The 25869-nt window shown below is 70.0% G+C and carries 24 protein-coding genes; 14 read left to right on the top strand and 10 right to left on the bottom strand.

Features of this window, described 5'->3' with window-relative positions; translation table 11 throughout:
* The first annotated feature begins 16 nt into the window (after window positions 1-16).
* From ACTB72_RS03870 to ACTB72_RS03915, 10 genes are all read left to right on the top strand, one after another.
* Entirely contained in the window at window positions 17-970 is a 954-nt protein-coding gene (locus tag ACTB72_RS03870; RefSeq protein ID WP_463035666.1) for a hypothetical protein, read from the top strand.
* Window positions 967-1797, top strand: coding sequence for an MlaE family ABC transporter permease (locus ACTB72_RS03875; protein ID WP_463035667.1), 831 nt, complete (start codon window positions 967-969; stop codon window positions 1795-1797). The genes ACTB72_RS03870 and ACTB72_RS03875 overlap by 4 nt, the downstream gene beginning before the upstream one ends.
* Window positions 1794-2570 carry an ABC transporter ATP-binding protein gene (locus tag ACTB72_RS03880; protein ID WP_463035668.1) on the top strand — a complete coding sequence of 259 codons (777 nt, stop codon included), beginning with the start codon at window positions 1794-1796 and terminating at the stop codon, window positions 2568-2570. Before ACTB72_RS03875 ends, ACTB72_RS03880 begins: the two co-directional genes overlap by 4 nt.
* Window positions 2571-2598: 28 nt before the next feature.
* A complete protein-coding gene (locus ACTB72_RS03885) occupies window positions 2599-3051 on the top strand; it encodes a paraquat-inducible protein A (RefSeq protein ID WP_463035669.1) in 453 nt (150 codons plus the stop codon).
* A complete protein-coding gene (locus tag ACTB72_RS03890) occupies window positions 3048-3365 on the top strand; it encodes a hypothetical protein (protein WP_463035670.1) in 318 nt (105 codons plus the stop codon). The genes ACTB72_RS03885 and ACTB72_RS03890 overlap by 4 nt, the downstream gene beginning before the upstream one ends.
* A gap of 17 nt (window positions 3366-3382) precedes the next feature.
* Window positions 3383-4759 (top strand): DNA repair protein RadA, encoded by a 1377-nt coding sequence (gene radA, locus ACTB72_RS03895; protein WP_463035671.1) that lies wholly within the window; start codon window positions 3383-3385, stop codon window positions 4757-4759.
* Window positions 4760-4880: 121 nt separating this feature from the next.
* Window positions 4881-5462, top strand: a complete 582-nt coding sequence (locus ACTB72_RS03900) for a CvpA family protein (protein WP_463035672.1) — start codon at window positions 4881-4883, stop codon at window positions 5460-5462.
* 76 nt (window positions 5463-5538) lie between these two features.
* Complete coding sequence (gene purF / locus ACTB72_RS03905) at window positions 5539-7023, top strand: amidophosphoribosyltransferase (RefSeq protein ID WP_463035673.1); 1485 nt, start codon at window positions 5539-5541, stop codon at window positions 7021-7023.
* A 7-nt stretch (window positions 7024-7030) separates the two neighbouring features.
* Window positions 7031-7699, top strand: coding sequence for an SDR family NAD(P)-dependent oxidoreductase (locus ACTB72_RS03910; protein ID WP_463035674.1), 669 nt, complete (start codon window positions 7031-7033; stop codon window positions 7697-7699).
* Window positions 7699-8241, top strand: coding sequence for an MOSC domain-containing protein (locus ACTB72_RS03915; RefSeq protein WP_463035675.1), 543 nt, complete (start codon window positions 7699-7701; stop codon window positions 8239-8241). The genes ACTB72_RS03910 and ACTB72_RS03915 overlap by 1 nt, the downstream gene beginning before the upstream one ends.
* A gap of 12 nt (window positions 8242-8253) precedes the next feature.
* Here the strand turns inward: ACTB72_RS03915 and ntrX are convergent, their stop codons facing one another.
* The 5 genes from ntrX to dusB form a co-directional block, all read right to left on the bottom strand.
* The gene (gene ntrX / locus ACTB72_RS03920; RefSeq protein ID WP_463035676.1) at window positions 8254-9669 is read right to left on the bottom strand and encodes a nitrogen assimilation response regulator NtrX; all 1416 of its coding nucleotides are present in this window, start codon (window positions 9667-9669) and stop codon (window positions 8254-8256) included.
* Window positions 9662-12025, bottom strand: a complete 2364-nt coding sequence (locus tag ACTB72_RS03925; RefSeq protein ID WP_463035677.1) for a sensor histidine kinase NtrY-like — start codon at window positions 12023-12025, stop codon at window positions 9662-9664. Before ACTB72_RS03925 ends, ntrX begins: the two co-directional genes overlap by 8 nt.
* A gap of 141 nt (window positions 12026-12166) precedes the next feature.
* A complete protein-coding gene (gene ntrC, locus ACTB72_RS03930; RefSeq protein WP_463035678.1) occupies window positions 12167-13624 on the bottom strand; it encodes a nitrogen regulation protein NR(I) in 1458 nt (485 codons plus the stop codon).
* Window positions 13621-14745, bottom strand: a complete 1125-nt coding sequence (locus ACTB72_RS03935) for a two-component system sensor histidine kinase NtrB (RefSeq protein WP_463035679.1) — start codon at window positions 14743-14745, stop codon at window positions 13621-13623. Before ACTB72_RS03935 ends, ntrC begins: the two co-directional genes overlap by 4 nt.
* Window positions 14742-15773 carry a tRNA dihydrouridine synthase DusB gene (gene dusB / locus ACTB72_RS03940; protein WP_463035680.1) on the bottom strand — a complete coding sequence of 344 codons (1032 nt, stop codon included), beginning with the start codon at window positions 15771-15773 and terminating at the stop codon, window positions 14742-14744. The genes ACTB72_RS03935 and dusB overlap by 4 nt, the downstream gene beginning before the upstream one ends.
* Before the next feature lie 172 nt (window positions 15774-15945).
* Between dusB and ACTB72_RS03945 the strand changes: the two genes are divergently transcribed.
* Genes ACTB72_RS03945 through ACTB72_RS03955 form a run of 3 tightly spaced genes read left to right on the top strand, consistent with a single transcriptional unit; the run spans window position 15946 to window position 18245 of the window.
* Window positions 15946-17205, top strand: a complete 1260-nt coding sequence (locus ACTB72_RS03945; protein ID WP_463035681.1) for a bifunctional 2-C-methyl-D-erythritol 4-phosphate cytidylyltransferase/2-C-methyl-D-erythritol 2,4-cyclodiphosphate synthase — start codon at window positions 15946-15948, stop codon at window positions 17203-17205.
* A gap of 1 nt (window position 17206) precedes the next feature.
* Window positions 17207-17707 (top strand): phosphatidylglycerophosphatase A family protein, encoded by a 501-nt coding sequence (locus tag ACTB72_RS03950; protein ID WP_463035682.1) that lies wholly within the window; start codon window positions 17207-17209, stop codon window positions 17705-17707.
* A 4-nt stretch (window positions 17708-17711) separates the two neighbouring features.
* Window positions 17712-18245 (top strand): CinA family protein, encoded by a 534-nt coding sequence (locus ACTB72_RS03955; protein WP_463035683.1) that lies wholly within the window; start codon window positions 17712-17714, stop codon window positions 18243-18245.
* A gap of 31 nt (window positions 18246-18276) precedes the next feature.
* On the opposite strand, the gene queA is transcribed toward ACTB72_RS03955, so the two are convergent.
* Together queA and ACTB72_RS03965 are read right to left on the bottom strand one after the other, a co-directional pair.
* Window positions 18277-19335 (bottom strand): tRNA preQ1(34) S-adenosylmethionine ribosyltransferase-isomerase QueA, encoded by a 1059-nt coding sequence (gene queA, locus ACTB72_RS03960; protein WP_463035684.1) that lies wholly within the window; start codon window positions 19333-19335, stop codon window positions 18277-18279.
* 97 nt (window positions 19336-19432) lie between these two features.
* Entirely contained in the window at window positions 19433-19909 is a 477-nt protein-coding gene (locus ACTB72_RS03965; protein WP_463035692.1) for a peptidylprolyl isomerase, read from the bottom strand.
* A 319-nt stretch (window positions 19910-20228) separates the two neighbouring features.
* On the opposite strand from ACTB72_RS03965, the gene ACTB72_RS03970 reads away from it, so the two are divergent.
* Complete coding sequence (locus ACTB72_RS03970; protein WP_463035685.1) at window positions 20229-22478, top strand: putative bifunctional diguanylate cyclase/phosphodiesterase; 2250 nt, start codon at window positions 20229-20231, stop codon at window positions 22476-22478.
* Between the two features lie 39 nt (window positions 22479-22517).
* Here ACTB72_RS03970 and coaD read toward each other — a convergent pair whose 3' ends face one another.
* The 3 genes from coaD to uvrA all read right to left on the bottom strand — a co-directional run.
* Complete coding sequence (gene coaD, locus ACTB72_RS03975; RefSeq protein WP_463035686.1) at window positions 22518-23027, bottom strand: pantetheine-phosphate adenylyltransferase; 510 nt, start codon at window positions 23025-23027, stop codon at window positions 22518-22520.
* Window positions 23028-23198: 171 nt separating this feature from the next.
* A complete protein-coding gene (locus tag ACTB72_RS03980; RefSeq protein WP_463035687.1) occupies window positions 23199-23633 on the bottom strand; it encodes a CBS domain-containing protein in 435 nt (144 codons plus the stop codon).
* Between the two features lie 97 nt (window positions 23634-23730).
* The coding region (gene uvrA, locus ACTB72_RS03985) for an excinuclease ABC subunit UvrA (RefSeq protein WP_463035688.1) at window positions 23731-25869 on the bottom strand (2139 nt) is incomplete at its 5' end.

Here is a 25869-nt window from a genome sequence, read left to right on the forward strand (position 1 = left end):
CAGCGAAGCGAGCCAGATGTCTACGCCTTCCGTTCCGAGACGCATCTACCTGCATATCGGACATCACAAGACGGGGACGACCTGGATCCAGAACGTGCTGGACCATAACCGCGCGCGTCTGGCCGCGCACGGCGTGCTGTATCCCGATCTCGGCGCCTGCCACGGCTGGCCGCTGGTGCACATGTTCGGCGCCCCTGAACATATCGCCCGCCGCAGCCGCCCGTTCGGCCGAAACCTGGCCGAGAGCTTGGTCGCGGCCAAGGCCCGCAGCCGGGAGGTTCTGCGCGACGCGCTCCACCCGTCCGCCGCTCCGAAGGTGATCCTCTCGGGCGAGCAGCTCTACGACATGCTGCGGCCGGACGACCTGAAGCGCATGGCCGAGGCCTTCGACCTTGCCGGCGTCGAGACCCGCGTCATCGTGTATGTGCGCGAGCCGGTGGCCTACGCGGTCTCGATGACCCAGCAGCGCCTGAAGGCCGGCCGCACCCTGCGCGACTTGGCCCTCAGGCCGCCGCTCCCGGCCTATCGCCAGCGGATCGGCCGCTATCGTCGCGCGTTCGGGACGCGAAACGTCGAGATCCGGGTCTATGACCGCGCCCGGCTCCGCGACGGCGACGTGCTGGCCGACTTCCTGGAGGCGGTGGGCGAGCCGGGGCTGGAAGCCGCCCTGGACCGCCCCGCCCGGCTCAACGACAACACCGCCATGACGCGGCGAGCGGCGCAGCTTCACGATCTTCGCAACCGCATGATGGAGGCGTTTTCCATGGACTTCGCGCGCCGTAACCCGACCCGGATCCTGCGGCGGCTCGAAACCCTGCGCGGCCCCCGCTTCGATCTGCCCGACGCGGTCAAGTCCCGCGTTCGCCAGGCCACCCGCCAGGACGTCGCCTGGCTGGAGAAGCGCCTCGGCCACCCGCCGTTCCCCGGGCGCGCCGCCGCCCCTCACGCCCCCGAAGGAGCGCCCGCATGAACCGGACCGCCGACCGCGCCCCGGGCGTCCCCGCCCGCATCGCGTCGACCGTGGCGAGCTTTCTCGCCGCCATCGGCGCCACCGTCTTCGCCCTGCTGCGGGCCACCGGCGCGCTGACCCTCTTCGCGATCTCAGCCGCCAGCCACGTGTTCCGCCCGCCCTGGTATCCCGCCGAATTCGGCCGCCAGCTGCTGCGCATCGGTTATTTCTCGCTGCCCGTGGTCGGCATGACCGCGCTTTTCACCGGCGGCGCCCTGGCGCTGCAGATCTATTCTGGCGGCTCGCGCTTCAACGCCGAGTCGGTGGTCCCCTCCATCGTCGCCATCGGCATGGTGCGCGAGCTCGGCCCCGTGCTGGGCGGGCTGATGGTGGCGGGCCGCGTCTCCGCCTCCATCGCCGCGGAGCTGGGCACCATGCGGGTGACCGAGCAGATCGATGCGCTGACCACGCTCTCGACCAACCCGATGAAATACCTCGTCGCACCGCGCCTGCTGGCCGCGACGCTCGCCATGCCGCTGCTCGCCTTCATCAGCGACGTCATCGGCATCATGGGCGGGTTCCTGGTCGGCGTCGGCCGGCTGGACTTCTCGCCCTCGGCCTATATCCGCAATACCGAGCAGTATCTGACCACCGGCGACGTCACCTCCGGCCTCATCAAGGCCGCGGCCTTCGGCTTCATCATCGCGCTGATGGGCTGCTACCAGGGCTACAATTCCGGCCGCGGCGCGCAGGGCGTCGGCCAGGCGACCACCAATGCGGTGGTCTCCGCCTCCATCCTGATCCTCGCCGCCAACTACATCCTGACCGAGGCGCTGTTCCCCGCATGACCGAAGCGACCACGGACCACCCGCCCCGCATCGCGCTCAAGGGCGTTCACAAGGCCTTCGGGCCCAAGAAGGTGCTGCGCGGCGTCGACCTCTCGGTCGCGCGCGGCGAAAGCCTGGTGATCATCGGCGGCTCGGGCACCGGCAAGTCGGTGACCCTGAAATGCGTGCTCGGCATCATCGCCCCCGACGCCGGCGAAGTGATGATCGACGGCGAACGCGCCACAAGCCGCAACCGCGAGGCGCTGCTCGCCCGTTTCGGCATGCTGTTCCAGGGCGGCGCGCTGTTCGATTCGATGACGGTGTGGGAGAATGTGGCCTTTCGCATGCGCCACGGCTCGAACCGCAAATCCAAGGTCGAGGCCCGCGAGGCCGCCATCGAAAAGCTGCGCCGCGTGGGTCTGACGCCCGAGACCGCCGACCTCTTCCCCGCCGAGCTCTCGGGCGGCATGCAGAAGCGCGTCGGCCTCGCCCGCGCCATCGCCGCGGACCCCGAGATCATCTTCTTCGACGAGCCGACCACGGGCCTCGACCCGATCATGTCGGGCGTGATCAACGAACTGATCCGCGAGCTGGTCACCGATCTGGGCGCCACCGCGATGACCATCACCCATGACATGACCTCGGTGCGCGCCATCGCCGACCGGGTGGCCATGATCCACGACGGCAAGATCCGGTGGGAGGGGGCCGTCGACGACCTCGACGAGACCGAGGACCCCTATGTCTCCCAGTTCATCCATGGCCGCTCCGAAGGCCCGATCGCAGCGATCCGCTGAGCCCGCCCCGCGCCGGGACCCAGCCCCCATGACGCAGCGCCTCGTCGCCATCGCCAACCTGGCGCTTCTGATCCTCTACCCGTTGGCCTGGATCGCGCCCGTCGCCCGCACCGGCTTCCTGCCCTTCCTGGGCGGGGAGGACGTGTCGATCCTCTCCGGCCTCGGGTCACTGTGGGAGGCCGACCCCGCGCTGGCCATCCTCGTCGGCCTTCTCGCCCTCGCGCTTCCCTACGCGAAAACCCTGGCGCTCGCCGCCGTGCATGTCGGCCGGCTCCCGCCCCGCGTCCTGCCGGCGCTGGAACTGCTCGGAAAGCTCTCCATGGCCGACGTGTTCCTGCTCGCCATGACCGTCGTCATCGTCAAGGGCGTCGGCGTCGGCCGGGTCGAGACCGCCTGGGGCCTCTGGCTTTTCGCCTTCTGCGTGCTGCTCTCGCTCGCCCTTTCGCTGATCACCTCCCGCCGTCACCGGAGCGTCCCATGATCCAGATCATCACCCTGCTCGCCGGCATCATCCTCGCCGGCGTGCTGTTCGCGAGCCTGATCTGGAGCCTCGCCCAGATTTTCCGAACCTCCGGCCGGCAACGCATCGCCCACGGGCTGGCCATCGTTTCGGCCATCGCCGCCATGGCCGCGCTCAGCTGGCCCGCCCCCGTGGCGGCGCTGCCCCCCGCGCTGCTGCTCGCCGCCGCCGGCATCTATCTCGCGGTGGCGGAGCGCGGCTGGAACCGTCTCCTCCCCCTCGCGCAGGCCGGGTTCGGCATCGCCATCGCCTCCGGCTTGCCCTTCGGGGGCTGAACGTCCACAACCGCGCCATGGCCCGCATCGCCCCCCAGTTCACCTGCGCCGAATGCGGCGCCGTCCATGGCAAATGGGCGGGGCGCTGCGACGCGTGCGGGGCGTGGAACTCGATCACCGAGGACGCGGGCCTCGGCCCCGCCCTCCCCGCGCCCACCGGCCCAGGCAAGAACCGCAGCATCCGCCGCGTGCCGCTGGTCCCGCTGTCCGGCTCCGAGGCCGCGCCCACCCGCATGTCGGCCGGCGTGGGGGAGCTCGACCGCGTGCTCGGCGGCGGTCTCGCCACCGCCTCGGCCGTGCTGGTCGGCGGCGATCCCGGCATCGGCAAATCCACCCTCCTCCTCCAGGCCACCGCCGCCTTCGCCCGACAGGGCGCGAAGGCGATCTATGTGTCCGGCGAGGAAGCCACCGGCCAGATCCGCATGCGCGCCGCGCGCCTCGGCCTGCAGGACAGCCCCGTCCAGCTCGCCGCCGAAACCGGCCTGCGCGAAATCCTGGCCACGCTGGAGGAGGAACGCCCCGACGTGGTCGTGGTCGATTCGATCCAGACCATGTGGCTCGACTCGGTCGACAGCGCCCCCGGCTCCGTCTCCCAGGTCCGCGCCGCGGCCCATGCGCTCACCGCCTTCGCCAAGACCCGCGGCGCCGCCGTGATTCTGGTCGGCCACGTCACCAAGGACGGCCAGCTCGCCGGCCCGAGGGTGATCGAGCACATGGTCGACACCGTGCTCTATTTCGAAGGCGAGCGCGGCCACCCGTTCCGCATCCTGCGCGCCGTGAAGAACCGCTTCGGCCCCTCCGACGAGATCGGGGTGTTCGAGATGACCGCCCGCGGCCTCGCCCAGGTCTCCAACCCCTCCGCCCTGTTCCTGTCGGAGCGCGGCCGCGCCTCGCCGGGCACCGTGGTCTTCGCCGGGGTCGAGGGCACGCGCCCGCTGCTGGTCGAAATCCAGGCCCTCGTCGGCGCCAACGCCCCCGGATCGCCCCGCCGCGCGGTGGTCGGCTGGGACAGCGGCCGGCTCGCGATGATCCTCGCGGTGCTGGAGGCGCGCTGCGGGGTGGCGCTCGGCGGCCGGGACGTCTATCTGAACGTCGCCGGAGGCCTTCGCGTGTCGGAGCCCGCGGCGGACCTGGCCGTGGCCGCGGCGCTGCTCTCGGCCGCCCAGGACCGCGCGCTGGAACCCGACACCGTGGTGTTCGGCGAGATCAGCCTGTCAGGCGCGGTGCGTCCGGCGCCCCAGACCGACGTCCGGCTGCGGGAGGCGGCGAAGCTCGGCTTCAACGTCGCGCTCGCCCCTTCGCAGGTGAAGCCGGGGGCGGATTCTGGCATGACGGTGCACCGAATCGAGGATCTGCGCGGGTTGGTGGCCCGCATCCTCGACGCAGAGGCCTGAGCGCCCGCGCGAATTCGGATGGGGGAATCGGGTGGGGACCGCACGATGCGCGCCCCCGCTCAGGTGGGACGAGCCGACCCGGCGATGGGTCTCCGGCGCGCTTGGCGAGGGACGAGAACGCATGAGCTTCACGATCGCGGACGGGGTCATCCTCGCCGTGCTGCTGATTTCCGGCCTGCTGGCCTGGTCGCGCGGCTTCACGCGCGAGGCGCTGTCGATCCTCGGCTGGATCCTCGCCGCCATCGCGGCGCTGCACGTCTCGCTCCTCATCGAGCCGCTGCTGCAGGAGATCCCGGGCATCGGCCCGATGCTCGCCTCGTCCTGCACGCTCTCCAAGATCGCGGCTTTCGCGGTCGCCTTCGCCGTGGCGCTGATTCTGCTGTCGATTTTCACGCCGCTCTTCTCTTCGGCGGTGCAGGACAGCGTGCTCGGCCCCATCGACAAGGGCCTCGGCTTCGTCTTCGGGGTGGCGCGCGGGCTGGTGCTCGCCGCCGTGGTCTACCTGATCTACGATCAGGTGGTCCCCCCGTCGGAGCGGATGGCGATGATCGACGATTCGCGTCTGATCGGCATGATCTCCGACACCGCAGAAATGCTGAGCGCCGAGCTGCCCACCACCCTGCCCGGCTGGCTGTTCGAACCGGTCAACGGACTGATGGCCGAATGCGGCGGCGTTCCCGCGCTTTCCGGCGACGCTACATGACGACGCGATGACAATCCGGGCGAAGACACCTATGTTCCCGCTCGCCGACGATTCCGCACCTGGGAGCCTCCAGCCGATGCAAGAGCCCCGCCGCCTTCCGCTCTCCGACCCGTTCGAGACCGCCGATGGCGACAAGCTGCGCGAGGAATGCGGCCTGTTCGGCATTTACGGCCTCGGCGACGCCGCGAACTTCGTCGCCCTCGGCCTCCACGCGCTCCAGCATCGCGGCCAGGAGGCCGGCGGCATCGTCACTCATGACGACGCGCGCAATTTCTGCGTGGTGAAGAAGCTCGGCTATGTCCGCGACAACTTCACCTCGGCCGAGACCATGGAGCAGCTGCCCGGCCGCTCCGGCATCGGCCATGTGCGCTACTCGACCACCGGCTCCAAGGGCCAGACCACGATGCGCGACGTGCAGCCCTTCCACGGCGATCTCGCCGTCGGCGGCGTCGCCATCGCGCATAACGGCAACCTGACCAACGCCCTCCAGATCAAGCGCGAGCTGATCGAGCGTGGATCGCTCTTCCACACCACCTCGGACACCGAGGCGGTGCTGCACTTGATGGCGCGCTCCTTCCACCGCACCATCCCCGAACGCCTCAAGGACGCCCTGCGGCGCGTGGAGGGGGCGTTCTCCGTCCTCGCCCTCACCTCCGACGCGCTGATCGGCGTCCGCGACCCGCTGGGCGTGCGCCCGCTGGTGCTGGGCCGGATCGGAGAGGCCTGGATCCTGGCGTCGGAGACCTGCGCGCTCGATATCGTCGGGGCCGAGTTCATCCGCGACGTGCTCCCCGGCGAGATGGTGACCATCGACGACACCGGTCTGCGCTCCACCATGCCGTTCGAGCCGCAGCGCCCGCGCTTCTGCATCTTCGAGCATGTGTATTTCTCGCGCCCCGACAGCGTCATCGGCGGCGCCTCGGTCTACGAAAGCCGCCGCCGCATCGGCGTCGAGCTGGCCCGCGAGGCGCCGGTCGACGCCGACCTGGTCTGCGCGGTCCCCGATTCAGGGACCCCCGCCGCCATCGGCTATTCCCAGGAATCGGGCATCCCCTTCGCGATGGGGATCATCCGCAACCAGTATGTCGGCCGCACCTTCATCGAACCGACCGAGCAGATCCGCAACATGGGCGTGCGCCTCAAGCTCAACGTCAACCGCGCCATCATCCGCGGCAAGCGGGTGATCCTGGTCGACGACTCGGTGGTGCGCGGCACCACCTCGATGAAGATCAAGGACATGATCATGGACGCCGGCGCGAAGGAGGTGCACTTCCGCATCGCCTCCCCGCCCACCGCCTGGCCCTGCTTCTACGGCGTCGACACGCCCGACAAGGAGAAACTTCTCGCCTCGAGCATGACCGAGGAAGAGATGCGCGACCATATCGGCGTGGATTCGCTCCGTTTCGTCTCGCTCGACGGCCTCTACCGCGCCGTGGGCGAGGAGGCGGGTCGCGACGACGAACGCCCGCAATACTGCGACGCCTGCTTTTCGGGCGAATATCCCGTCCAGCCCTCCGACATGATCGAGATGGGCCGGATCACGCTCAAGGCCGCCGAGTAAGACCCTTATGACATTGGAACTTTCCGGAAAGGCGGCGCTGGTCACCGGCGCCTCCCGCGGCCTCGGCCACGCCATCGCCCTCGCTCTGGGCGCGCGCGGGGCCGAGGTCATCGCCGTGGCCCGCACCGTCGGCGGGCTGGAGGAGCTGGACGACGCCATCCGCGCCGCCGGCGGCCCCGCGGCCACGCTCGTGCCGCTCGACATCACCGACGATGCGGGGCTGGAACGGCTGGGCGCCGCGATCCATTCCCGCTGGGGCCGGCTCGACCTCTGGGTGCATTGCGCCGTTCACGCGCCGCCCCTCTCGCCGGCCGAGCACGCGGACGTCAAGGACTGGGACAAGGCCTTCGCGGTCAACGCCCGCGCCACCGGCCGGCTGGTGCGCGTGGTCGACCCGCTGCTGCGCATGGCCCCCGCCGGTCGGGCGATCTTCTTCGACGACGCCGCGAATGCCGGCCCCTTCCATGGGACCTACGCCGCCTCCAAGTCCGCCGGGCGCGCGCTGACCGCCGCCTGGGCGGCGGAGATCGCCAAGTTCCCCCACCAGGTCAAGCACCTGACCCCCCCGGCGATGCCCACCGCGCTTCGCGCCCGCTTCCGTCCCGGCGAGGACCGCGAGGCGCTGACCACCCCCGCCGCCGCCGCCGAGGCGCTGCTGCCCGAGCTGCTGGGCTGATGCCCCTGCCGCGCGTGGCATCCCTGTCCTGCGCCGCCGCTCATGGATTCTCCAAAACTCCCGCCGTCGCGATCACCCTGATCGCCGGCGAGGGCGTGGCGGGCGACGCCCATCGCGGCGTCACCGTAAAACACCGCTCCCGCGTGCGCATCGACCCCACGCAGCCCAACCTGCGCCAGGTCCACCTGATCCCGTTCGAAATTCTGGAAATGCTGGCCGAGGCGGGTTTCCCCCTCGCCCCTGGCGATCTCGGTGAGAACATCCTGACCGAAGGCCTCGACCTTCACGCCCTCCCACGCGGCGCGCGTCTCGGCTTCCCGTCCGGCGCCGAGATCGAACTCACCGGCCTCCGAAACCCCTGCGCCCAGATCGAGGCCTTCCGCCCCGGCCTGCTCGCGAAGGTCCTGCTGCGCCGCGACGGCGCCCTGATCCGGCGCGCCGGCGTGATGGCGGTGGTGCTGACCGGCGGAGAGATCCGGACCGGCGCGCCGATCGCGCTCGTCCTCCCCCCTCCGCCTCACCAGGCGCTGGAGCGGGTCTGACCCCGCCCCCGATCAATCCTCGAAATCCTCTTCGTCGCCCTCGCCCGCCACCGCCACCCGCGCCCCCCCGCGCGTCACCGTGGCGACGCCGAGGCTCTTGAGCTTGCGATGCAGGGCCGAACGCTCCATCCCCACGAAGGCCGCGGTCTTCGAAATATTGCCGCCGAAGCGGTTGATCTGCGCGATCAGGTAGTCCCGCTCGAACAATTCCCGCGCCTCGCGCAGCGGCAGCGTCGCCATCGCCGGCGACAGGATCGTGCCGCCCTCGGCCGGCTCGCCGCTCTGCAACGGCAGCTCTTCGGGCCGGATGTCGCCGGCGCCCTGGCCCAGAATCAGCACCTGCTCCATCACATTGCGCAGCTGGCGCACGTTGCCCGGCCAGTTCTGGGTCTGCAGCAGCGCCGCCGCATCGGTCGAGAGCTTGCGCAGGGCGAGCCCCTCCGTCTCCGACAACCGCGCCAGGAAATGCGCGGCGAGCATCGGGATATCCTCGCGCCGCGCCGACAGCGCCGGCGTCTCCAGCGGCACCACCGACAGCCGATGGTAAAGATCCTCGCGGAACTTCCCGGCCGCGATCAGCGCCTCCAGATCGCGCGTGGTGGCCGAGATCACCCGCGTGTCCACCTGCACCACATCCGCGCCGCCCGCGCGCGCGAAACGCTGGTCGACCAGCACCCGCAGGATCTTGGCCTGGGTCCCCGGCGGCATCTCCGCCACCTCGTCGAGGAACAGCGTCCCGCCATGGGCTTTCTCGAACAGGCCCGGGATCACCCCGCCATCTTCGCGCTCGCGCCCGAACAGGGTCTCCTCCATCTTGCCCGGCTCGATGGTGGCCGAGTTCAGCACGACGAAGGCCTTGCCCGAGCGCTCCGACCGCGCATGGATATACCGCGCCGCCACTTCCTTGCCCGACCCCGAGGGCCCCGACAGCAGCACCCGGCTCGCGGTCCGCGCCACACGGTCGAGCTTCTGGCGCAGCGCCGTCACCGCGTGGCTGGCGCCCAGGATCTCGGCCTGCTGCTGGTCCGACATCTTCAGCGCGGCGTTCTCGCGCCGCAGGCGGCTCGCCTCCAGCGCCCGGGTCGCCACAAGCATCAACTGGTCCGTGGTGAAGGGCTTCTCGATGAAATCGTAGGCCCCCTGCTTCACCGCGGCGACCGCCACCTCGATATTGCCGTGGCCCGAGATGATCACCACAGGAATGTCCGGCTGGTTGCGCCGCACGGTCTTCAGGATCTCGATCCCGTCCATGCGGCTGCCCTGCAGCCAGATGTCGAGGATGATCAGGTCGGGCCGCGCCGTCTCCACCGCGCGCAACGCCCCGTCGGCATCGGCGGCCTTGCGGGTCGCGTGGCCCTCGTCCTCCAGGATGTCGGCGACCAGTTCGCGGATGTCCGCTTCGTCGTCGACGACCAGAATATCAGCCATGTTGCCCTGCTCCTGCCTCTCCGGGGCCGGCGAGGTCTGAACGCCCCGTCCCATGCCCCGTCATGCGCTCCGCGGCGTCGCCGCGTCCGGCGGCGCCGCCTGTCATTTCGCCCGCGTCCCGACCTGCACTCCCCGGTCCCGCCGTCACCGGCAGCCGGATCACCGCCATCGCGCCGCGCGGGCTGTCGTCGGGCGACCCGTCCCAGCCCTCCGGCGCATCGTCGAGCGCGAATCCCCCGCCATGCTCTTCCACGATCTTCTTGACGATCGCGAGGCCGAGCCCGGTGCCCTTGTCGCGGGTCGTCACGTAAGGCTCCAGCAGGCGGGCGCGGCCGGTCTCCGGCAGCCCCACGCCGTTGTCCATGATCCGGATGACTTCCGCGTCGGCCAGATGGGTCAGCTCGACGCGCACCTTGCCCGCCAGTTCCGGGCGCGCGGCAAGCCGCGCCTCCACGGCCTCGCCGGCGTTCTTGAGCAGGTTGGTCACCGCCTGCGCGAGCATACCGCGGTCGCAGCGCAGGGCGCGCGGCTCGCCCTCCTCCTCCAGCTCGAAGCCCACCGGGCCGCCGGCCTCCGACTGCAGCAGCACCGCCTCGCGCAGGATGTCGCCCAAGCGGTTGCGCTCCAGCACCGGCGCCGGCATCCGGGCGAAGCGCGAGAATTCGTCGACCATCCGCCGGATGTCGCCCGCCTGGCGCACGATCATGTCGGAATAGCCGTCGAACCGCTCCCGTTCCCGCCCTTCCAGCTTGGCCGAGAACTTCGCCTTCAGCCGTTCCGCCGACAGCTGGATCGGGGTCAGCGGATTCTTGATCTCATGGGCGATGCGCCGGGCGATGTCGCCCCAGGCCGCCATGCGCTGCGCCGCGACCAGCTCGGTGAGATCGTCGAAGGTCAGCACGAAGGCCTCGGCGTCGCCATCGGGCGCGGTGCGCGCCACGCGGGCGAGGAAGTCCCGGTCCGCGCCTTGGATGCTGGCATGGACCCGGTCGGTGGCATGGCCCGCTCGCCGGTCCCGCGCCTGGTCGAGCAGCGGCTGGAACATCGGCGCGAGCTCTCCCAGCGGCCGCCCCGCCGCCTCCACCGGGGTCACGCCCAGCATTCTTGCGCCGGCCTCGTTCAGCAGCTCGATCCGCCCGAGCGCATCGAGCCGCGCCACCCCCGCGGTGACGCCTGACAGCACCGTGGCCATGAAGCGGCGCCGCCGTTCCGTCTCATGGTTGACCGCAACGAGGGCGTCGCGCTGACCCTTCACCTGCTCGGTCATCCGGTTGAAGATCCGGGACAGGACCGCGATCTCGTCGTCGCCGCGCTCCTCGCGCACACGCACATCCAGGTCGCCCGCGCCAACCCGCTCCGCGGCCCCGGCCAGCCGCCCGATGGGCCGCGCCAGCCGTTCGGCGAAATAGAGCCCCGCCCAGATCGCGGCCAGCGTCACCACCAGCGCGAAGCCCACGTAAAGAAAGGCGAATTCCAGCAGGATGGTGGAGCGGTCCTTCTCCAGCCGCTCATAGAGCTGGACCGTGTCCTGGGTCTCGTCCAGCAGGCGCAGCACCTCGCCGTCGACGTTTCGGCTGACCAGCAGGTAATAGTCGAAGAACGAGCGCAGATAGACCAGCGCCCGGATCTCGTTGGCGTCGCTGTCCGACACGATCACCACTTCGCCCGCCCGCGCCCGGCTCAGCGCCTCCGGCCCCGGCGGGGTGAACGAGAACAGGTATGAGAATTCGCCCCGCGCCCTGAGTTCCATGCCGCCATCGAAGACGAAGGCCTCGGGGAACTCGCGCAGCCGCGCCTGGGCGCGCAGCAGCTCGCCCAGCTGACCGTCGTTGATCCCCTGATCCCCGGCGCGGTTGAGGTCGTTGGCCATGGCCAGGATCTCGGCCCGGATGCGGCGGCGGTGCTCCTGCTCGTAGCTCTGCGCCGTCACCAGCGAGTTGCGGACCACCGAGCCGATCTGGTCCGAGAACCAGCCCTCGATCCCGAAGCTGACCGTCAGCGTGGCGAAGACCGCGACCAGGATGGTCGGGGCCAGCGCCATCACCGCGAAGACGCCGGTCAACCGCAGATGCAGCCGCGATCCCGCCGACCGCGCCCGGCGCGCCGAGATCAGCGCCGTGACCCGCCAGATCACCAGTCCCGAGATGACGAGGATGTAGACCACGTCGAGCAGGAAGACGCTGCGCAACGTCTCCTGCCGCACCGGCCCCTCGACGCCCCCCGACAGCGCCCATCCGGTCAGCGCCGCCAGCACCGGCCCGATCAGCACCACCAGCACGGTGACCCGCAGACGGGTGGCGCGCGACCAGCCGCCCTTCATCACCGCCCCCGGAAGGGCGGCGACGTTGTCGACCATCGATCTTGCGGCGCGGACGCTGCGCGGGGCCAAAGGGGCCTCTCGGGCTAGGTTGCTGGGCCCGGCGGAGGCCGGGTCGGCTCGTGGCGACGCCGTCGGCGCAGGCGGATCGCACGCTCGACCATCGCCACTGTTGCGAGATTACATCAACGTCTTGCCGCGCGTGACCGGAATGTCAAGCTCCCGGATCTTCTTGCGCAGCGTATTCCGATTGATGCCGAGCAGATCCGCGGCGCGAAGCTGGTTGCCGCGCGTGGCCGACAGGGTCAGCGCGATCAACGGCAGCTCCACTTCGCGCAGGATCCGGTCATAAAGGCCCGGCGGCGGCAGCGCGTCGCCATGCAGCTGGAAATAGGCCCGCAGATGCGCCTCGACCGAGGCTCCCAGCGACGCCCCCCGTTCCACATCCGGCGCCGCCGCCGACGGGCGCGCCGCCAGCTCCTTCTCCACATCCGCAAGGCTGATCACGTCGTCGGCGCAGAGCGCCGCCAACCGCTTCATCAGGTTTTCCAGTTCGCGCACGTTGCCCGGCCAGGGCTGGCCCTTCAGCGCCTCCAGCGCCTCCGAGCTCACCGCCTTGCGCGGCAGCCCCTCGGATTCGGCTTTTCTGAGGAACGCCCGCGCCAGATCCGGAATATCCTCGGCCCGGTCGCGCAGCGGCGGCAGGCGCACCGGCACCACGTTGAGCCTGTAGAACAGGTCCTCGCGGAACGCGCCCTCGTTGATCAGCCCGCGCAGGTCCTGATGGGTGGCGGCGATCACCCGAACGTCCGCCTTGATCGGGGTGCGGCCGCCGATGCGGGTGAATTCGCCATCCTGGAGCACGCGCAGCAGCCGGGTCTGGGCGTCGAGCGGCATGTCGCCGATCTCGTCGAGGAAAAGCGTTCCCCCCGCCGCCGCCTCGAACTTGCCGGCCATGCGCTCGGTCGCGCCGGTGAAGGCGCCGCGTTCATGGCCGAAAAGTTCGGCCTCGATCAGGTCGCGCGGGATCGCGGCCATGTTCACCGCCACGAAAGGCCCAGCCTTGCGCCAACCGAAACTGTGCAGCGCGCGCGCGACCAATTCCTTGCCCGTGCCGCTCTCGCCGTTGATCATCACCGTCAGGTCGGTGTTCATCAGGCGGGCCATGATCCGGTAGACCTCCTGCATGGCGGCGGAGCGGCCGATGATCGGCAGCCCCTCGTCGCGGCCATGGTCGGGGGAGGCCATCTCCGGCGTGCGCGCGCCTTCCAGCGCGCGCTCGACATGCTCGATCACCTGGCGCAGGTCGAAGGGCTTGGGCAGGTATTCGTAGGCCCCGACCTCGGCCGCGCGGATCGCGGTCAGCATGTTGTTCTGCGCCGACATCACGATCACCGGCAGATCGGGTCGCTTCTTGCGGATCGCGGGCAGCAGGTCCAGCGCGTCGCCGTCGGGCATCATCACGTCGGTGACGATGCAATCGCCCTCGCCGTCCTCCACCCAACGCCACAGGGTCGAGGCGGATCCGGTCGAGCGCACGCGGCACCCGGCCCGGCTCAGCGCCTGGCTCAGCACGGTGCGGATGGCGCGGTCATCGTCCGCGACCAGCACCGTCCCGTTCAAACGACCCCCGGTCATGCCTTCTTCTCCTTCTTCGCGCGCGCCCGTGCGCTGCGCGCTTTCCCCTCGGCCGGATCGGTCCAGACCGGCAGCAGCACCCGGAAGGTGGTCCAGCCCGGATCGCTCTCGCATTCGACCACGCCCCCGTGGTCGGCAACGATCTTCGACACCAGCGACAGCCCCAGCCCGGATCCGGTGGCCTTGGAGGTCACGAACGGCTCGAAGATGTCGCGTTTCAGCGCCTCCGGCACGCCGGAGCCGTTGTCGGTGATGGTCACCTGCAGCGGCAGGCTCTCATGCCCGCCGCCGGGCGAGGCCATGCGGATCCCCGGCCGATACGACGTGCGGATGGTGATCATGCCGCCCACCTGCGGCGTCGCCTCGGCGGCGTTCTTCAGAAGGTTGAGGAACACCTGCATCAGCTGCCCGGAATCGCCCGGCGTCGACGGCAGCGACGGGTCGTATTCCTCCGCGAAGCGCACATGCTTGGCGAAACCCGCCGCGGCCGACAGCTTGGCGCGGTCGAGCACGTCGTGGATGTTCACCGGCACGCGCTGGGCGAGGCGGTTGTCCCCGAAGAGCTCCACCTTGTCGAGCAGCTTGGCGATGCGGTCCGCCTCCTCGCGGATCAGGTCGGTCAGCTCGGTCTCCTCGTCGCCGAGCTGCATGGCCAGCAGCTGCGCCGCGCCCGAGATCCCGGCAAGCGGGTTCTTGATCTCATGCGCCAGCATCGCAGCCATCCCCGAGACCGAGCGCGCGGCGGCGCGGTGGGTCAGGGACCGGTCCATCTTCTCGGCGATCGACTGCGGCTGGATCAGCAGCAGCATCTCGCCGCCCGCCTCAGCGATCTTGGCGATATGGATGTCGGCGATCCGCGGCGGACGATCGGCGAAGCTCAGCTCCATGTCATGCTCCCCGACCGAGAGCGTGCCCCGACGCACCTGCCCGACCAGATCGGCGATGCGGGAGCTCGGCCCGAACATGGTTTCGAGCGAACGGCCTTCCAGCACCTTGGAGGACAGGTCGAAGAACACCTCGGCGGCGCTGTTCACGTCGAGGATCCGGTCCTCGGCGTCGAACAGCACGGCCGCGAAGGGCACGGCGTTCCAGATGGCGGACCAGCGGGCCTCTTGGGTCATGCGGCGTCCTCGATGGGGTGGGTTCGGCGCGCGAGGCGCGCGTCCGGCGCAGGGGCGGCCAGCAGCGCCGGCAGCTCCGAACGCAGGGCGGCGAGGACCCGGTCCGGGCTTTCCTCGCGCATCATGCGGGCGATCAGCGGCTTCGCGCCGGGCGCGTGGTCAAGCCGCCAACCGAGATGTTTGCGCGCGCAGCGCCGGCCGACGTCGACGCCGTAGAAGGACAGCATGTCCTCGTAATGCGCGCAGATCAGCTCGACCTGCGCCGCGGCGTCGGGCTCGTCCGGCAGGCGCCGTCCGGCGAGCCCGGCCGCGATCCGCGCCACCAGCCAGGGTTTCCCGCGGGCGGCCCGGCCGACCATCACGCCTGCGGCGCCGGACCGCGCCAGCGCCTCGCGCGCATCCGCCGCGCTGGCGATGTCGCCATTGGCGATGACCGGGATCGAGACGGCGCGCACCGTGGCCCCGATCGCGCCCCAATCGGCGCGGCCCTCGTAGAACTGGCAGCGGTCGCGGCCATGCACCGCGATCATCGCGATCCCCGCGGCCTCGGCCCGCCGGGCGATGTCGGGGGCGTTGCGCGTCGTCGCGTCCCAACCCAGCCGCATCTTCAGGGTGACCGGGACCGACACCGCCTCCGCCGCCGCCTCGATCAGCCGCAGCGCCAGGTCCGGAACCCGCATCAGGGCCGAGCCCGACAGCCCCCCGGTGACCTTCTTCGCCGGGCACCCCATGTTGATGTCGATCACCGGCGCGCCCAGCCCTTCGGCGAGCTTCGCGGCTTCCGCCATCCAATGAGGCTCTCGCCCCGCGATCTGCACCGAGGTCAGGCCCATCCCGCCCTCGATCTCCGCCTTGGCGCGCGCGCGCGCGTCGCCGGTCGCGATCTCTCGCGAGGCGATCATCTCCGACACCATCATGCCCGCGCCGTATCGCGCGACCTGCCGCCGAAAGGGCAGGTCGGTGATACCTGCCATCGGCGCGAGCAGAACGGGGTCTCGGAGCGAAAGATTGCCTATGTCGACGGACATCTGCTCATTCCTTAGTCACTGCGTAACGCATAGCCTTGGGTCTTGAGCGTGGCAAGACCGCGCTGTAGCGTCCGCCCCGCGACACCTCGCACCCGTCTTTCCGCCAGCCCCGTCCTTCGCCTCAAGCGCGAGCCGGCCGGTCCGGCCTCCCCATCGGAGCGTTCCCGACGCGATGCAGCCCGCCGCGCCTGTTCCCAACCCTTCGCCGCGCACGGACCGCCCGACGGTGCACGCGCTGGTCGTCGCCGCCGGTCGCGGAACCCGCGCCGGTCCCGGCGGGCCGAAGCAGTACCGGACGCTCGGCGGGGTCCCGGTGCTGCGCCGGACGCTGGCGGCGCTGGCCGCCGCGGGGGTCGACCGGATCTCGGTGGTGATCCACGCCGACGACGCCCTCGCCTACGCCGCCGCGGTCGAGGGCCTCGTCGCCCCGCTCTCCCCGCCCGTCGCCGGCGGCGCCACCCGACAGCAGAGCGTGCACCTGGGGCTGGAGGCGCTCGCCTGCGCCCCTGACGACCTGGTGCTGATCCACGACGCCGCCCGCCCCTTCGTCACCCCCCGCCTTGTGGCGGGCGTGGTCGAGGCGCTGAGCACCCACCCCGCCGCCTTCCCCGGCGTGGCGCTGGTGGACACCCTGCGCCGAAATGAGGCCGGGCTCGCCGGCGATCTCCTGCCCCGCGACGGCCTCGTCCGCGCCCAGACCCCGCAGGGGTTCCGCTTCGCCCCGATCCTCGCCGCCCATCGCGCCGCGGCCGAGACCGGCTTGGAAGCCACCGACGATGCCGAACTCGCCCGTGCCGCCGGGCTCGCCGTCGCCCTCACCCCGGGCGATCCCGCCAACCTGAAACTCACCACGCCGGAGGACTTCATGCGCGCCGAGGCAGCTCTTCGCCCGCCCCCGCCCGAATACCGCGCCGGGACCGGCTTCGACGTCCACGCCTTCGGGCCGGGCGACCATGTCACGCTCTGCGGCGTGGCGATCCCGTTCGACCGGGGCCTCATGGGTCATTCCGACGCCGATGTCGGCATGCACGCCCTGACCGACGCCATCTTCGGCGCGTTGGCCGAAGGCGACATCGGCCAGTGGTTCCCCCCCTCCGACCTGCAATGGAAGGGCGCGAATTCCGCCATCTTCCTGGAAAAAGCCGTGGAACGGGTGGCCGCGCGCGGTGGGCGCATCGTCAATGCGGACGTCACCCTCATCTGCGAGACGCCCAAAATCGGCCCGCATTCGGCGCTAATGAAAGATCGTCTTGCAACGATATTGCGGATCGACGCCGACCGGGTCTCGGTGAAAGCCACGACGACCGAGCGGCTCGGCTTTCCCGGTCGCGGCGAGGGCATCGCCGCCCAGGCCTGCGTCAGTCTTGCGCTGCCTGCCGAACGCCTCGAACCCGTGCCCGACCCGGTCGCGACCGGCGAGGGCGCCAGCTGAGATGAGCATGATCACATCCCGCTTCGCGACCCTGTTCGGCCTGGGCGAGCGCGCGCCCTTCGCGCCCGGCACCTTCGGATCCCTGGCCGCCCTGCCCCTCGGCTGGGCGCTGCACTGGGCGGGGGGCTTCCCGCTCTTCGCCTTCGGACTGATCACCGTGACCATGCTGGCCTTCACCTCCATCGACCGCTATCTCGCGGATCATGGCGAGGAGGATCCCGGCGAAGTCATCGCCGACGAGCTCGCCGGCCAGCTCCTCGCCCTCGCGCCTCTGTCGCTGGGCCTCTGGCTCGCCAACGCCGCGCCGCATGTGTTTCCCTGGCCGGGCTGGGTCGGCGCCTTCCTTCTGTTCCGCGCCTTCGACATACTGAAGCCCCCGCCGGTTTCCACGGCCGAGCGTCTTCCCGGCGCGCTCGGCGTCATGGCCGACGATCTGGTGGCGGGGCTGATCTCGGCGATTCTGGTCACGGCCGCGGCCGCGATCGCGCATGGATGGCTCTGAGCTTATGCAAGCCGACACTTCCGCCGCCGACCTTTACGCCGACGACCTGCTGCCGCCCGAGATCCTGACGCTGGCAGCCCAGGTGCTCGACGCCGCCAGGGCCGCCGGCGTCAAGATCGTCACCGCCGAAAGCTGCACCGGCGGCCTGATCATGGGCGCGCTGACCGCCATCGCCGGGTCGTCGGCGGTCGCCGAGCGGGGCTACGTGGTCTATTCCAACCACGCCAAGCAGGAGGCGCTGGGCGTCTCCGGCGCGATCCTGCGCGAGCATGGCGCGGTGTCCGAGCCCGCCGCCGGGGCCATGGCCACCGGCGCGCTGGAACGCTCCCGCGCCCAGATCGCGGTCTCCGTCACCGGCGTCGCGGGCCCCGGCGCGTCCGGCCCGAAGCCCGAGGGCATGGTCTGCTTCGGCATCGTCTCCGGAACCGCCCCGGTGCGGACGGAAACCGTGCAGTTCGGCGCGCTCGGCCGCGGCAAGGTGCGCGAGGGCACGATCCTGTACGCCCTCACCCTGCTGAAAGCCGCCTGCGAGGGCTAGCGTAGGGCGGGTGCAAACCCGCCTCCCCCGCTCAGGGGAACAGCAGCGACGCGTCCCCATAGGAATAGAACCGATACCGCTCGGCGAGCGCGTGGGCGTAGAGCGCCCGCATCCGCTCCATCCCCACCAGTCCCGCCACCAGCATCATCAGGGTGGAACGCGGCAGGTGAAAATTGGTCATCAGCCCGTCGGCGATGCGAAAACGGTGGCCGGGGCGGATGAAGATGTCGGTGTCGCCGACCCATGGCCGCAGGAACCGGTCCTCGCCCCCCGCCGTCTCCACCAGACGCAGCGCGGTGGTGCCCACCGGGATGATCCGGCCTCCGGCGCGGCGCGCGGCGTTCACCGCCTCCGCCGCCGCCTCGGGCACTTCGCCCCATTCGGAATGCATCTTGTGGCCGTCGAGCGTGTCGGACTTCACCGGCAGGAAGGTCCCCGCGCCGACATGCAGGGTCAGACGGGTCGAGCCGACCCCCGCCGCCGCCAGCGCGCCCAGCAACGCCGCGTCGAAATGCAGGCTCGCGGTGGGGGCCGCCACCGCGCCCAGCTTCTCAGCGAACACGGTCTGATAGTCGTCCCGATCCGCCTCATCCGCCGCGCGGCGCTGGGCGATATAGGGCGGCAGCGGCATCACGCCGGCCTCGGCGATGGACATGTCCAGCGCCGGCCCGCCCCGGTCGAAGCGCAGCCGCACCTCGCCGCCCTCGGCCTTTTCGGTCAGCTCAGCGCTCAGCGCGCCCTCCGCTCCGAAGAAGATCCGGTCGCCCACCCGCAGCCGCTTGCCCGGCCGCGCCAGCGCCCGCCAGGCGTCGTCGCCGTCGCGCGCGATCAGCGTCGCCTCCACCCGCGCCACGCCCGACCCGTCGGCGCTCTCGCGCCTGCGCTCTCCGAAAAGGCGCGCCGGGATCACCTTGGTGTCGTTGAACACCAGCAGGTCGCCTTCCCGCAGGATCTCCGCCAGGTCCGAGACCCGACGATCCGAGATCCCGCCAGGCCTCGAAACCAGCAGCCGCGCCGAGGATCGCGGCCGCGCCGGACGCAGCGCGATCAGGTCGTCGGGCAGATCGAAATCGAAATCGTCCACGCGCATCGGGATTGTCCGGGAAAGCTGCGGACCTCGACCGGCCCCTGGAACGAAAAAGGCCGGGCGCGAAAAACACGCCCGGCCCGCAACGGTCAGTCGAAGCTCACTTCTTGTCGGCGAGCAGGTAGACCTTGATCATCTTGTCGGGGGTCCGCGGCGGCTCGCCCTTGGCGATGTTGTCCACGTGCTCCATGCCCTCGATCACCTGGCCCCACACCGTGTACTGCCCGTTCAGGAAGTGCCCGGGCGCGAACATGATGAAGAACTGCGAGTTGGCCGAGTTCGGGCTCTGCGAGCGCGCCGCGCCCACCGTGCCGCGCTCGAACGACATCGAGGAGAATTCGGCCGGCACGTCGGGCAGCTTGGAGCCGCCGCGCCCGGTGCCGGTCGGGTCGCCGGTCTGGGCCATGAAGCCGTCGATCACGCGGTGAAACACCACGCCGTCGTAAAAGCCCTCCTTGGCGAGCGTCTTGATGCGCTCGACATGCTTGGGCGCCACCTGCGGCAAAAGCTCGATCAGGACGTTTCCGTCCTTGAGCTCGATGACGAGGGTGTTCTGCGGGTCCTGCTCCACGGCCAGGGCCTCCATGTGGGGGGCGAAAAGGGTCAGCGCGAACAGCGCGGCGATCAGTCGTTTCATCACCGGAGGCTCCTGCCTGCTCTGGGGACGCGGCGCGGATCGGCGCGCCGGGAAACGGGAGGTAACGCGGATCGGGGCCGGGGTCAAACGGCGCTCCGGCGCCGCAGGATTAAGCGTCCCGTAAGCATCAAGGCCTTAGGTCTTTTCGGCGCGCCGTGTCCGCGACCGCGTCGGGCCGGGCGCCGGGCCCGCATCCCGGGCGGCCAGGGCGCCCCACCCGGCGGTGCAGGACCCGTCCCAGGCGGCGGAGGAGATTTCGATGAGGGGCGGATACGGCCGCGCGGATGCGGAACGGGGCCCCGGCCTCCGGATGCCGGCCCTGCTCGTGGTCGCGTCCCTCTGCATCGTCGCGTCGCTGGAAAGCCTGATGGCCTGGACCGGGGAACGCGCCCAGCACGCCCATGCCGCCCACCTGACGACGTCCTGGATCGGGAGCATGCGCCATGCGATGCCGGAGCTGCCGCCGCGCCTGCGCGACGGACGGCTGAACGCGGCCGACGCCGACGCCCTGCGCGACGCGGGCCTGACCGAAGAGGTCTTCGCCTTCAGGCTCTTCGATATCGACGGGACGGAAGCCGCCGCGCTGCGCAGCTGGAACGGCATCGCCGTGGTGCGCCTCCGCACGACGCCCGAGGTCGCCGCGCAGCCCGAAGCCCTGCCCGCAGACGCCGACCGCACGCGCGACGCCGAAGCCGCCGCCATCCACGCCCCGGATCCGCGGCGGCGCCTCCGTGATCTCGATCGCGTCGCCGACCTCTTCGCCAGCGCGGGCGACGACGCGCTGCCCGACGACCATCCCGAGATCTGGGAGACGCTGATCCGCGGCGGGACGGTGGTCGAGCTCGCCGACGCCGGGGCCGCCGAAGACGCGGACCGCAACCGCCCGCCCCGCTACGCCGAGATCTTCCTGCCCCTGCGCTCCGATCTGGGGGAGCGGGTCGGCTATGTCGAAGTCTATCTCGACATCACCCGGTTCTCGCAGGAGATGACCCGCACCCTGCGCATCGCCGGCATGGGCCTGGCGCTGGTTGCGACGCTGGGCTTCGGGGGACCGGCGCTGGGCTGGGTGATCATGCGCCGCAAATCCCGACGGGCCGAAGACGAGATGCTGCGGATCAGCCAGCGCGACCAGCTGACCAGCCTGCCCAACCGCTCGGGTTTCGCCGCCGATTCCGCCCGCCTCGCCCAGACTGCGGTCCGGGCGGAGGATGGGCTCGCCGTGGTCTGCATCGACATCGACGGCTTTCGCCTGGTCAACGACCTGCATGGGGCGGAGACCGGCGACGCGGTCCTGCGCCGCGTCGCCGCCGCCCTGCGCAACGGCCTGCGGCGCGGCGACGTGCTGGGCCGGCTCGGCTCCGACATGTTCGGCCTGGTGGTGCGCCTGTCGTCGGGGGCGGAGCTGGAGCCGATCCTCGCGCGCCTGTCCGGCCGCGCCTCCGCCCCGATCGCGGCGGCGGGGCGCGCCATCTCGGTCAGCGTCTCGATCGGCGCCTGCCGCCTGGCGCCGGGCGACATCGGCATCGACGGCGGCCTGCGCCGCGCCGAGATCGCCTTGCAGGAGGCGCGGACCAACGGCCGGGGCCACGTCCGCATCTTCCTCCCGGAGATGGAGGCGCGGATGCGCCGTCGCCGGCAGGTGGAGCGCAGCATCCATGACGGCATCCAGCGCAACCGATTCTTGCTGCACTATCAGCCTCTGATCCGCGCGATCGACGGCCGCACCCGGGGCTTCGAGGCGCTGATGCGCCTGAACGATGACGCCGGCAAGCCGATCGCGCCCAGCGAGTTCATCCCCGCCGCCGAGGATATCGGGGCCATCTCCCAGCTCGGCGCCTGGGCGCTGCACGAGGCCACAGCCGCCGCCGCGCACTGGCCCGAACCGCTCAGCGTCGCGGTCAACCTGTCGGTGGAGCAGTTCCGCACCGGCGACCTGGTTTCCATGGTGCTCGACGCGCTCGCCGTCTCCGGCCTCGCCCCGGAACGGCTGGAGCTGGAAATCACCGAGTCGCTCCTGATCTCCAATGTCGACGAGGTGGAGGCGCAGCTCGACGCCCTCAAGGCCATCGGCGTCTCGCTGGCGATGGACGATTTCGGCACCGGCTATTCGAGCCTGTCCTATCTGTGGCGCTTCCGCTTCGATCGCCTCAAGCTCGACCGCAGCTTCATGCTGGCCTTCGATCAGAAGCCGGAGCGCGCGCGCTCGACCATCTCCGCCGTCGTGGCTCTGGGCCGGCGTCTCGACATGAAGGTGACCGCCGAAGGGGTGGAGACGGAGGCGCAGGCCCGCGCGCTCACCGAACTCGGTTGCGACAACCTCCAGGGCTACTATTTCGGCGTGCCGATGCCCGAGGCCCAGCTGCGCGAGGTCATGCGCTGGGAGGCCGATGCCGCGCATGATATGGCCGAGCCGCGCAACCGCCCCGACGCCTTCGCCCCGCATCGCCCGACCATGGACGCGCCTTGCGCCGGCACGCGCCAGGAAAGCCGAATCGGCGGCGCGCGCTGAGCCCGCCGCCGATCCCTGTCTTGAAGATGAAGGCGAGGTTCAGCGGCCCAGACGGGCCAGCAGCTTCTGCTCGATCACTTCCGGCACGAAGCTGGACACGTCGCCGCCCAGGCGCGCGATCTCCTTGACCAGCTTGGAGGCGATGGCCTGATGATGCGCATCGGCCATCAGGAACAGGGTTTCGACCCGGTCGTTCATCGCCCGGTTCATGCCGACCATCTGGAATTCGTATTCGAAATCCGACACCGCCCGCAGGCCGCGGATGATCACCTGCGCGCCGACCTGTTCGGCGAAGTGGATCAGCAGGTTCTCGAACGGCTCGCAGACGATCTGGGTGCCGCTCTGTTCGGCCACCGGCTTGACCTGCTCCTCGATCATCGCCGTCCGCTCCTCGAGCGAAAACAGCGGACCCTTGTCGCGGTTTATCGCGACGCCGATCACCAGCTTGTCGACCAAGGTCGCCGCGCGCCGGATGATATCCATATGGCCCAGCGTCACCGGGTCGAACGTGCCCGGATACAGGCCCGTGCGCTGCAAGATGCGCGTCATGTCCCCTCCCTGCCGGTTCGCCCGGCAGGAACCGGGGTCGCGCAGACGCCCGGCGCGCGGGCGCCCGAATTATCGGTCGCTCCCGAAGCGGCCGTCCGCGCAAGCGACACCATCCGCGCCACGCGGTCAAGAGCGGCCCGGGCCTCGGACGCGTCGCCGGGCCAGCGCGGTTCAGTAGCCCTTGATCATGTCGGTGAGCGCCTCGGCCTCATGCTGCAGCGCATCCATCCGGTATTTCACCACATCGCCGATGGAGATCACGCCGGCCAGCCGACCGTTGTCGATCACCGGGATATGGCGGAAGCGCCCGCTGGTCATGTGCTGCATGATCTCGGCCACGTCGTCATTCGGCCCGCAGGTCACGACCTTGGCGGTCATCACGTCGGCCACCGGCCGGGTGAGGCAGGACGCCCCTTCGCGTCCCAGCCAGCGCACCACGTCGCGCTCCGAGATGATGCCGTTCACCGTCTTGCCGTCGCTCGACACCACCAGCGCGCCGATTCGCTTGCTGGACAGCGTCGCGGCGGCGTCGGCCACCGTCTCGGAGGCGGTGATCGTGGCCACGTCGGCCGATCCCTTGAGGCGGAGAATTCTGGCGACGGTCATGGCGGTCCTCCCGGGTCCACGGTTCCTGTCCGCCGGATCGTGACGCCCAAGGATCGCATCCGTCAAGCGAGATGCAATCGGGAATTGAACCGTCGCCCTATTCCGCCGCCACCCGCCCCTTGGACGCCAGGATATCGCGCAGGTAGCGCCCGGTATGGGATCGCGGCTCGAGCGCCACCTCCTCCGGCGTGCCGACCGCCACGATCTCGCCGCCGCCGTCGCCGCCCTCGGGTCCGATGTCGATCAGCCAGTCCGCAGTCTTCACCACGTCGAGATTATGCTCGATCACCACCACCGAGTTGCCCTGCTCCACCAGTTGATGCAGAATTTCCAGCAGCTTGCGGACGTCGTCGAAATGCAGGCCGGTGGTCGGCTCGTCGAGGATATAGAGCGTGCGGCCCGTGGCGCGCCGGCTGAGTTCCTTGGCGAGCTTCACCCGCTGCGCCTCGCCGCCCGAAAGCGTGGTGGCCTGCTGCCCGACCCGGACATAGCCGAGCCCCACCTGCATCAGCGTGTCCATTTTCTCCCGGATCGAGGGGACGGCGGCGAAAAACACCTGCGCGTCTTCGACCGTCATATCAAGAACATCGGCGATGCTCTTGCCCTTGAACAAAACTTCCAGCGTCTCACGGTTGTAGCGCTTGCCGTGGCAGGTTTCGCATTCGACATAGACGTCGGGCAGGAAATGCATCTCGATCTTGATGACGCCGTCGCCCTGGCAGGCCTCGCAACGCCCGCCCTTGACGTTGAAGCTGAAGCGGCCGGGCTTGTAGCCGCGGGTCTTCGCCTCCGGCAGGCCGGCGAACCAGTCGCGGATATGGGTGAAGGCGCCGGTGTAAGTGGCGGGATTGGACCGCGGCGTGCGTCCGATCGGAGATTGGTCGATGTCGACCACCTTGTCCAGATGCTCCAGCCCTTTCAGGGACTTGCAGGGCGCAGGCACCTGCTTCGCCCCGTTCAGCCGCATCGAGGCGGTCTTGAACAGCGTCTCGATGGTCAGGGTCGACTTGCCGCCGCCCGACACCCCCGTCACGCAGACGAACGCGCCCAGCGGGAATTCGGCGGTCACGTCATGCAGGTTGTTGCCGGACGCGCCCTCGACCACCAGCGATTTGCCATTGCCTTTGCGGCGCCTGGTCGGGATCGATATCTCCCGGGCCCCGGAAAGATACATGCCGGTCAGAGACTTCGGGTTCGAAACTATGTCCTCGAGCGAACCTTCGGCGATGATTTCACCACCATGCACGCCGGCGCCGGGGCCGATGTCGACCACATAGTCGGCCTCGCGGATCGCCTCTTCGTCATGCTCGACCACGATCACAGTGTTGCCCTGATCGCGCAGGTTCTTCAGCGTCTCCAGCAGCCGGCCGTTGTCGCGCTGATGCAGGCCGATGGAGGGTTCGTCCAGCACATAAAGCACCCCCGTCAGTCCCGAGCCGATCTGGCTCGCCAGCCGGATCCGCTGGCTCTCGCCCCCGGACAAAGTGCCCGAGCCGCGCGACAACGTCAGATAATCCAGCCCGACATTCACAAGAAATCCAAGGCGTTCCCGGATTTCCTTGAGAATGGCCACGGCGACCTGGTTCTTCTGCACCGACAGTTTCTCGGGCGCGGCCTCGATCCAGGCCAGCGCCTCACGGATCGATTTTTGCGTCACGATTCCAATGTGATCGCCGCCGATCTTCACGGCCAGCGCTTCCGGCTTCAGCCGCGCGCCACCGCAGGTCCCGCAGGGGCGGTTGTTCTGGTAGCGCTCGAACTCCTCGCGCACCCAGTTCGAGTCCGTCTCCCGCCAGCGCCGCTCCATGTTCGGCACCACACCCTCGAAGGGGCGCGAGACCGAGTAGACCCGCCCGCCTTCATCATAGCGGAACGCGATCTCCTCCTTGCCGGAGCCGCGCAGGAACACCTCGCGCACCTTTTCCGGCAGGTCGCGCCAGGGCGTGCGATAACTGAATTCGTAATGCTTCCCAATCGCTTCGATGGTCTGCTTGAAGTAGGGGCTCTTGGATTTCGCCCAAGGCGCCAACGCCCCGTCCCAGATGGAAATGCTCTCGTCCGGCACGATCAGCCGGTCGTCGAAAAACAGCTCCACGCCCAGCCCGTCGCATTTCGGGCAGGCCCCGAAGGGCGCGTTGAACGAGAACAGCCGCGGCTCGATCTCGGCGATGGTGAAGCCCGACACCGGGCAGGCGAATTTTTCGGAGAACACATGCCGCTCCGGATCGCCCTCCGC

It is taken from the genome of Albimonas sp., assembly GCF_055129145.1.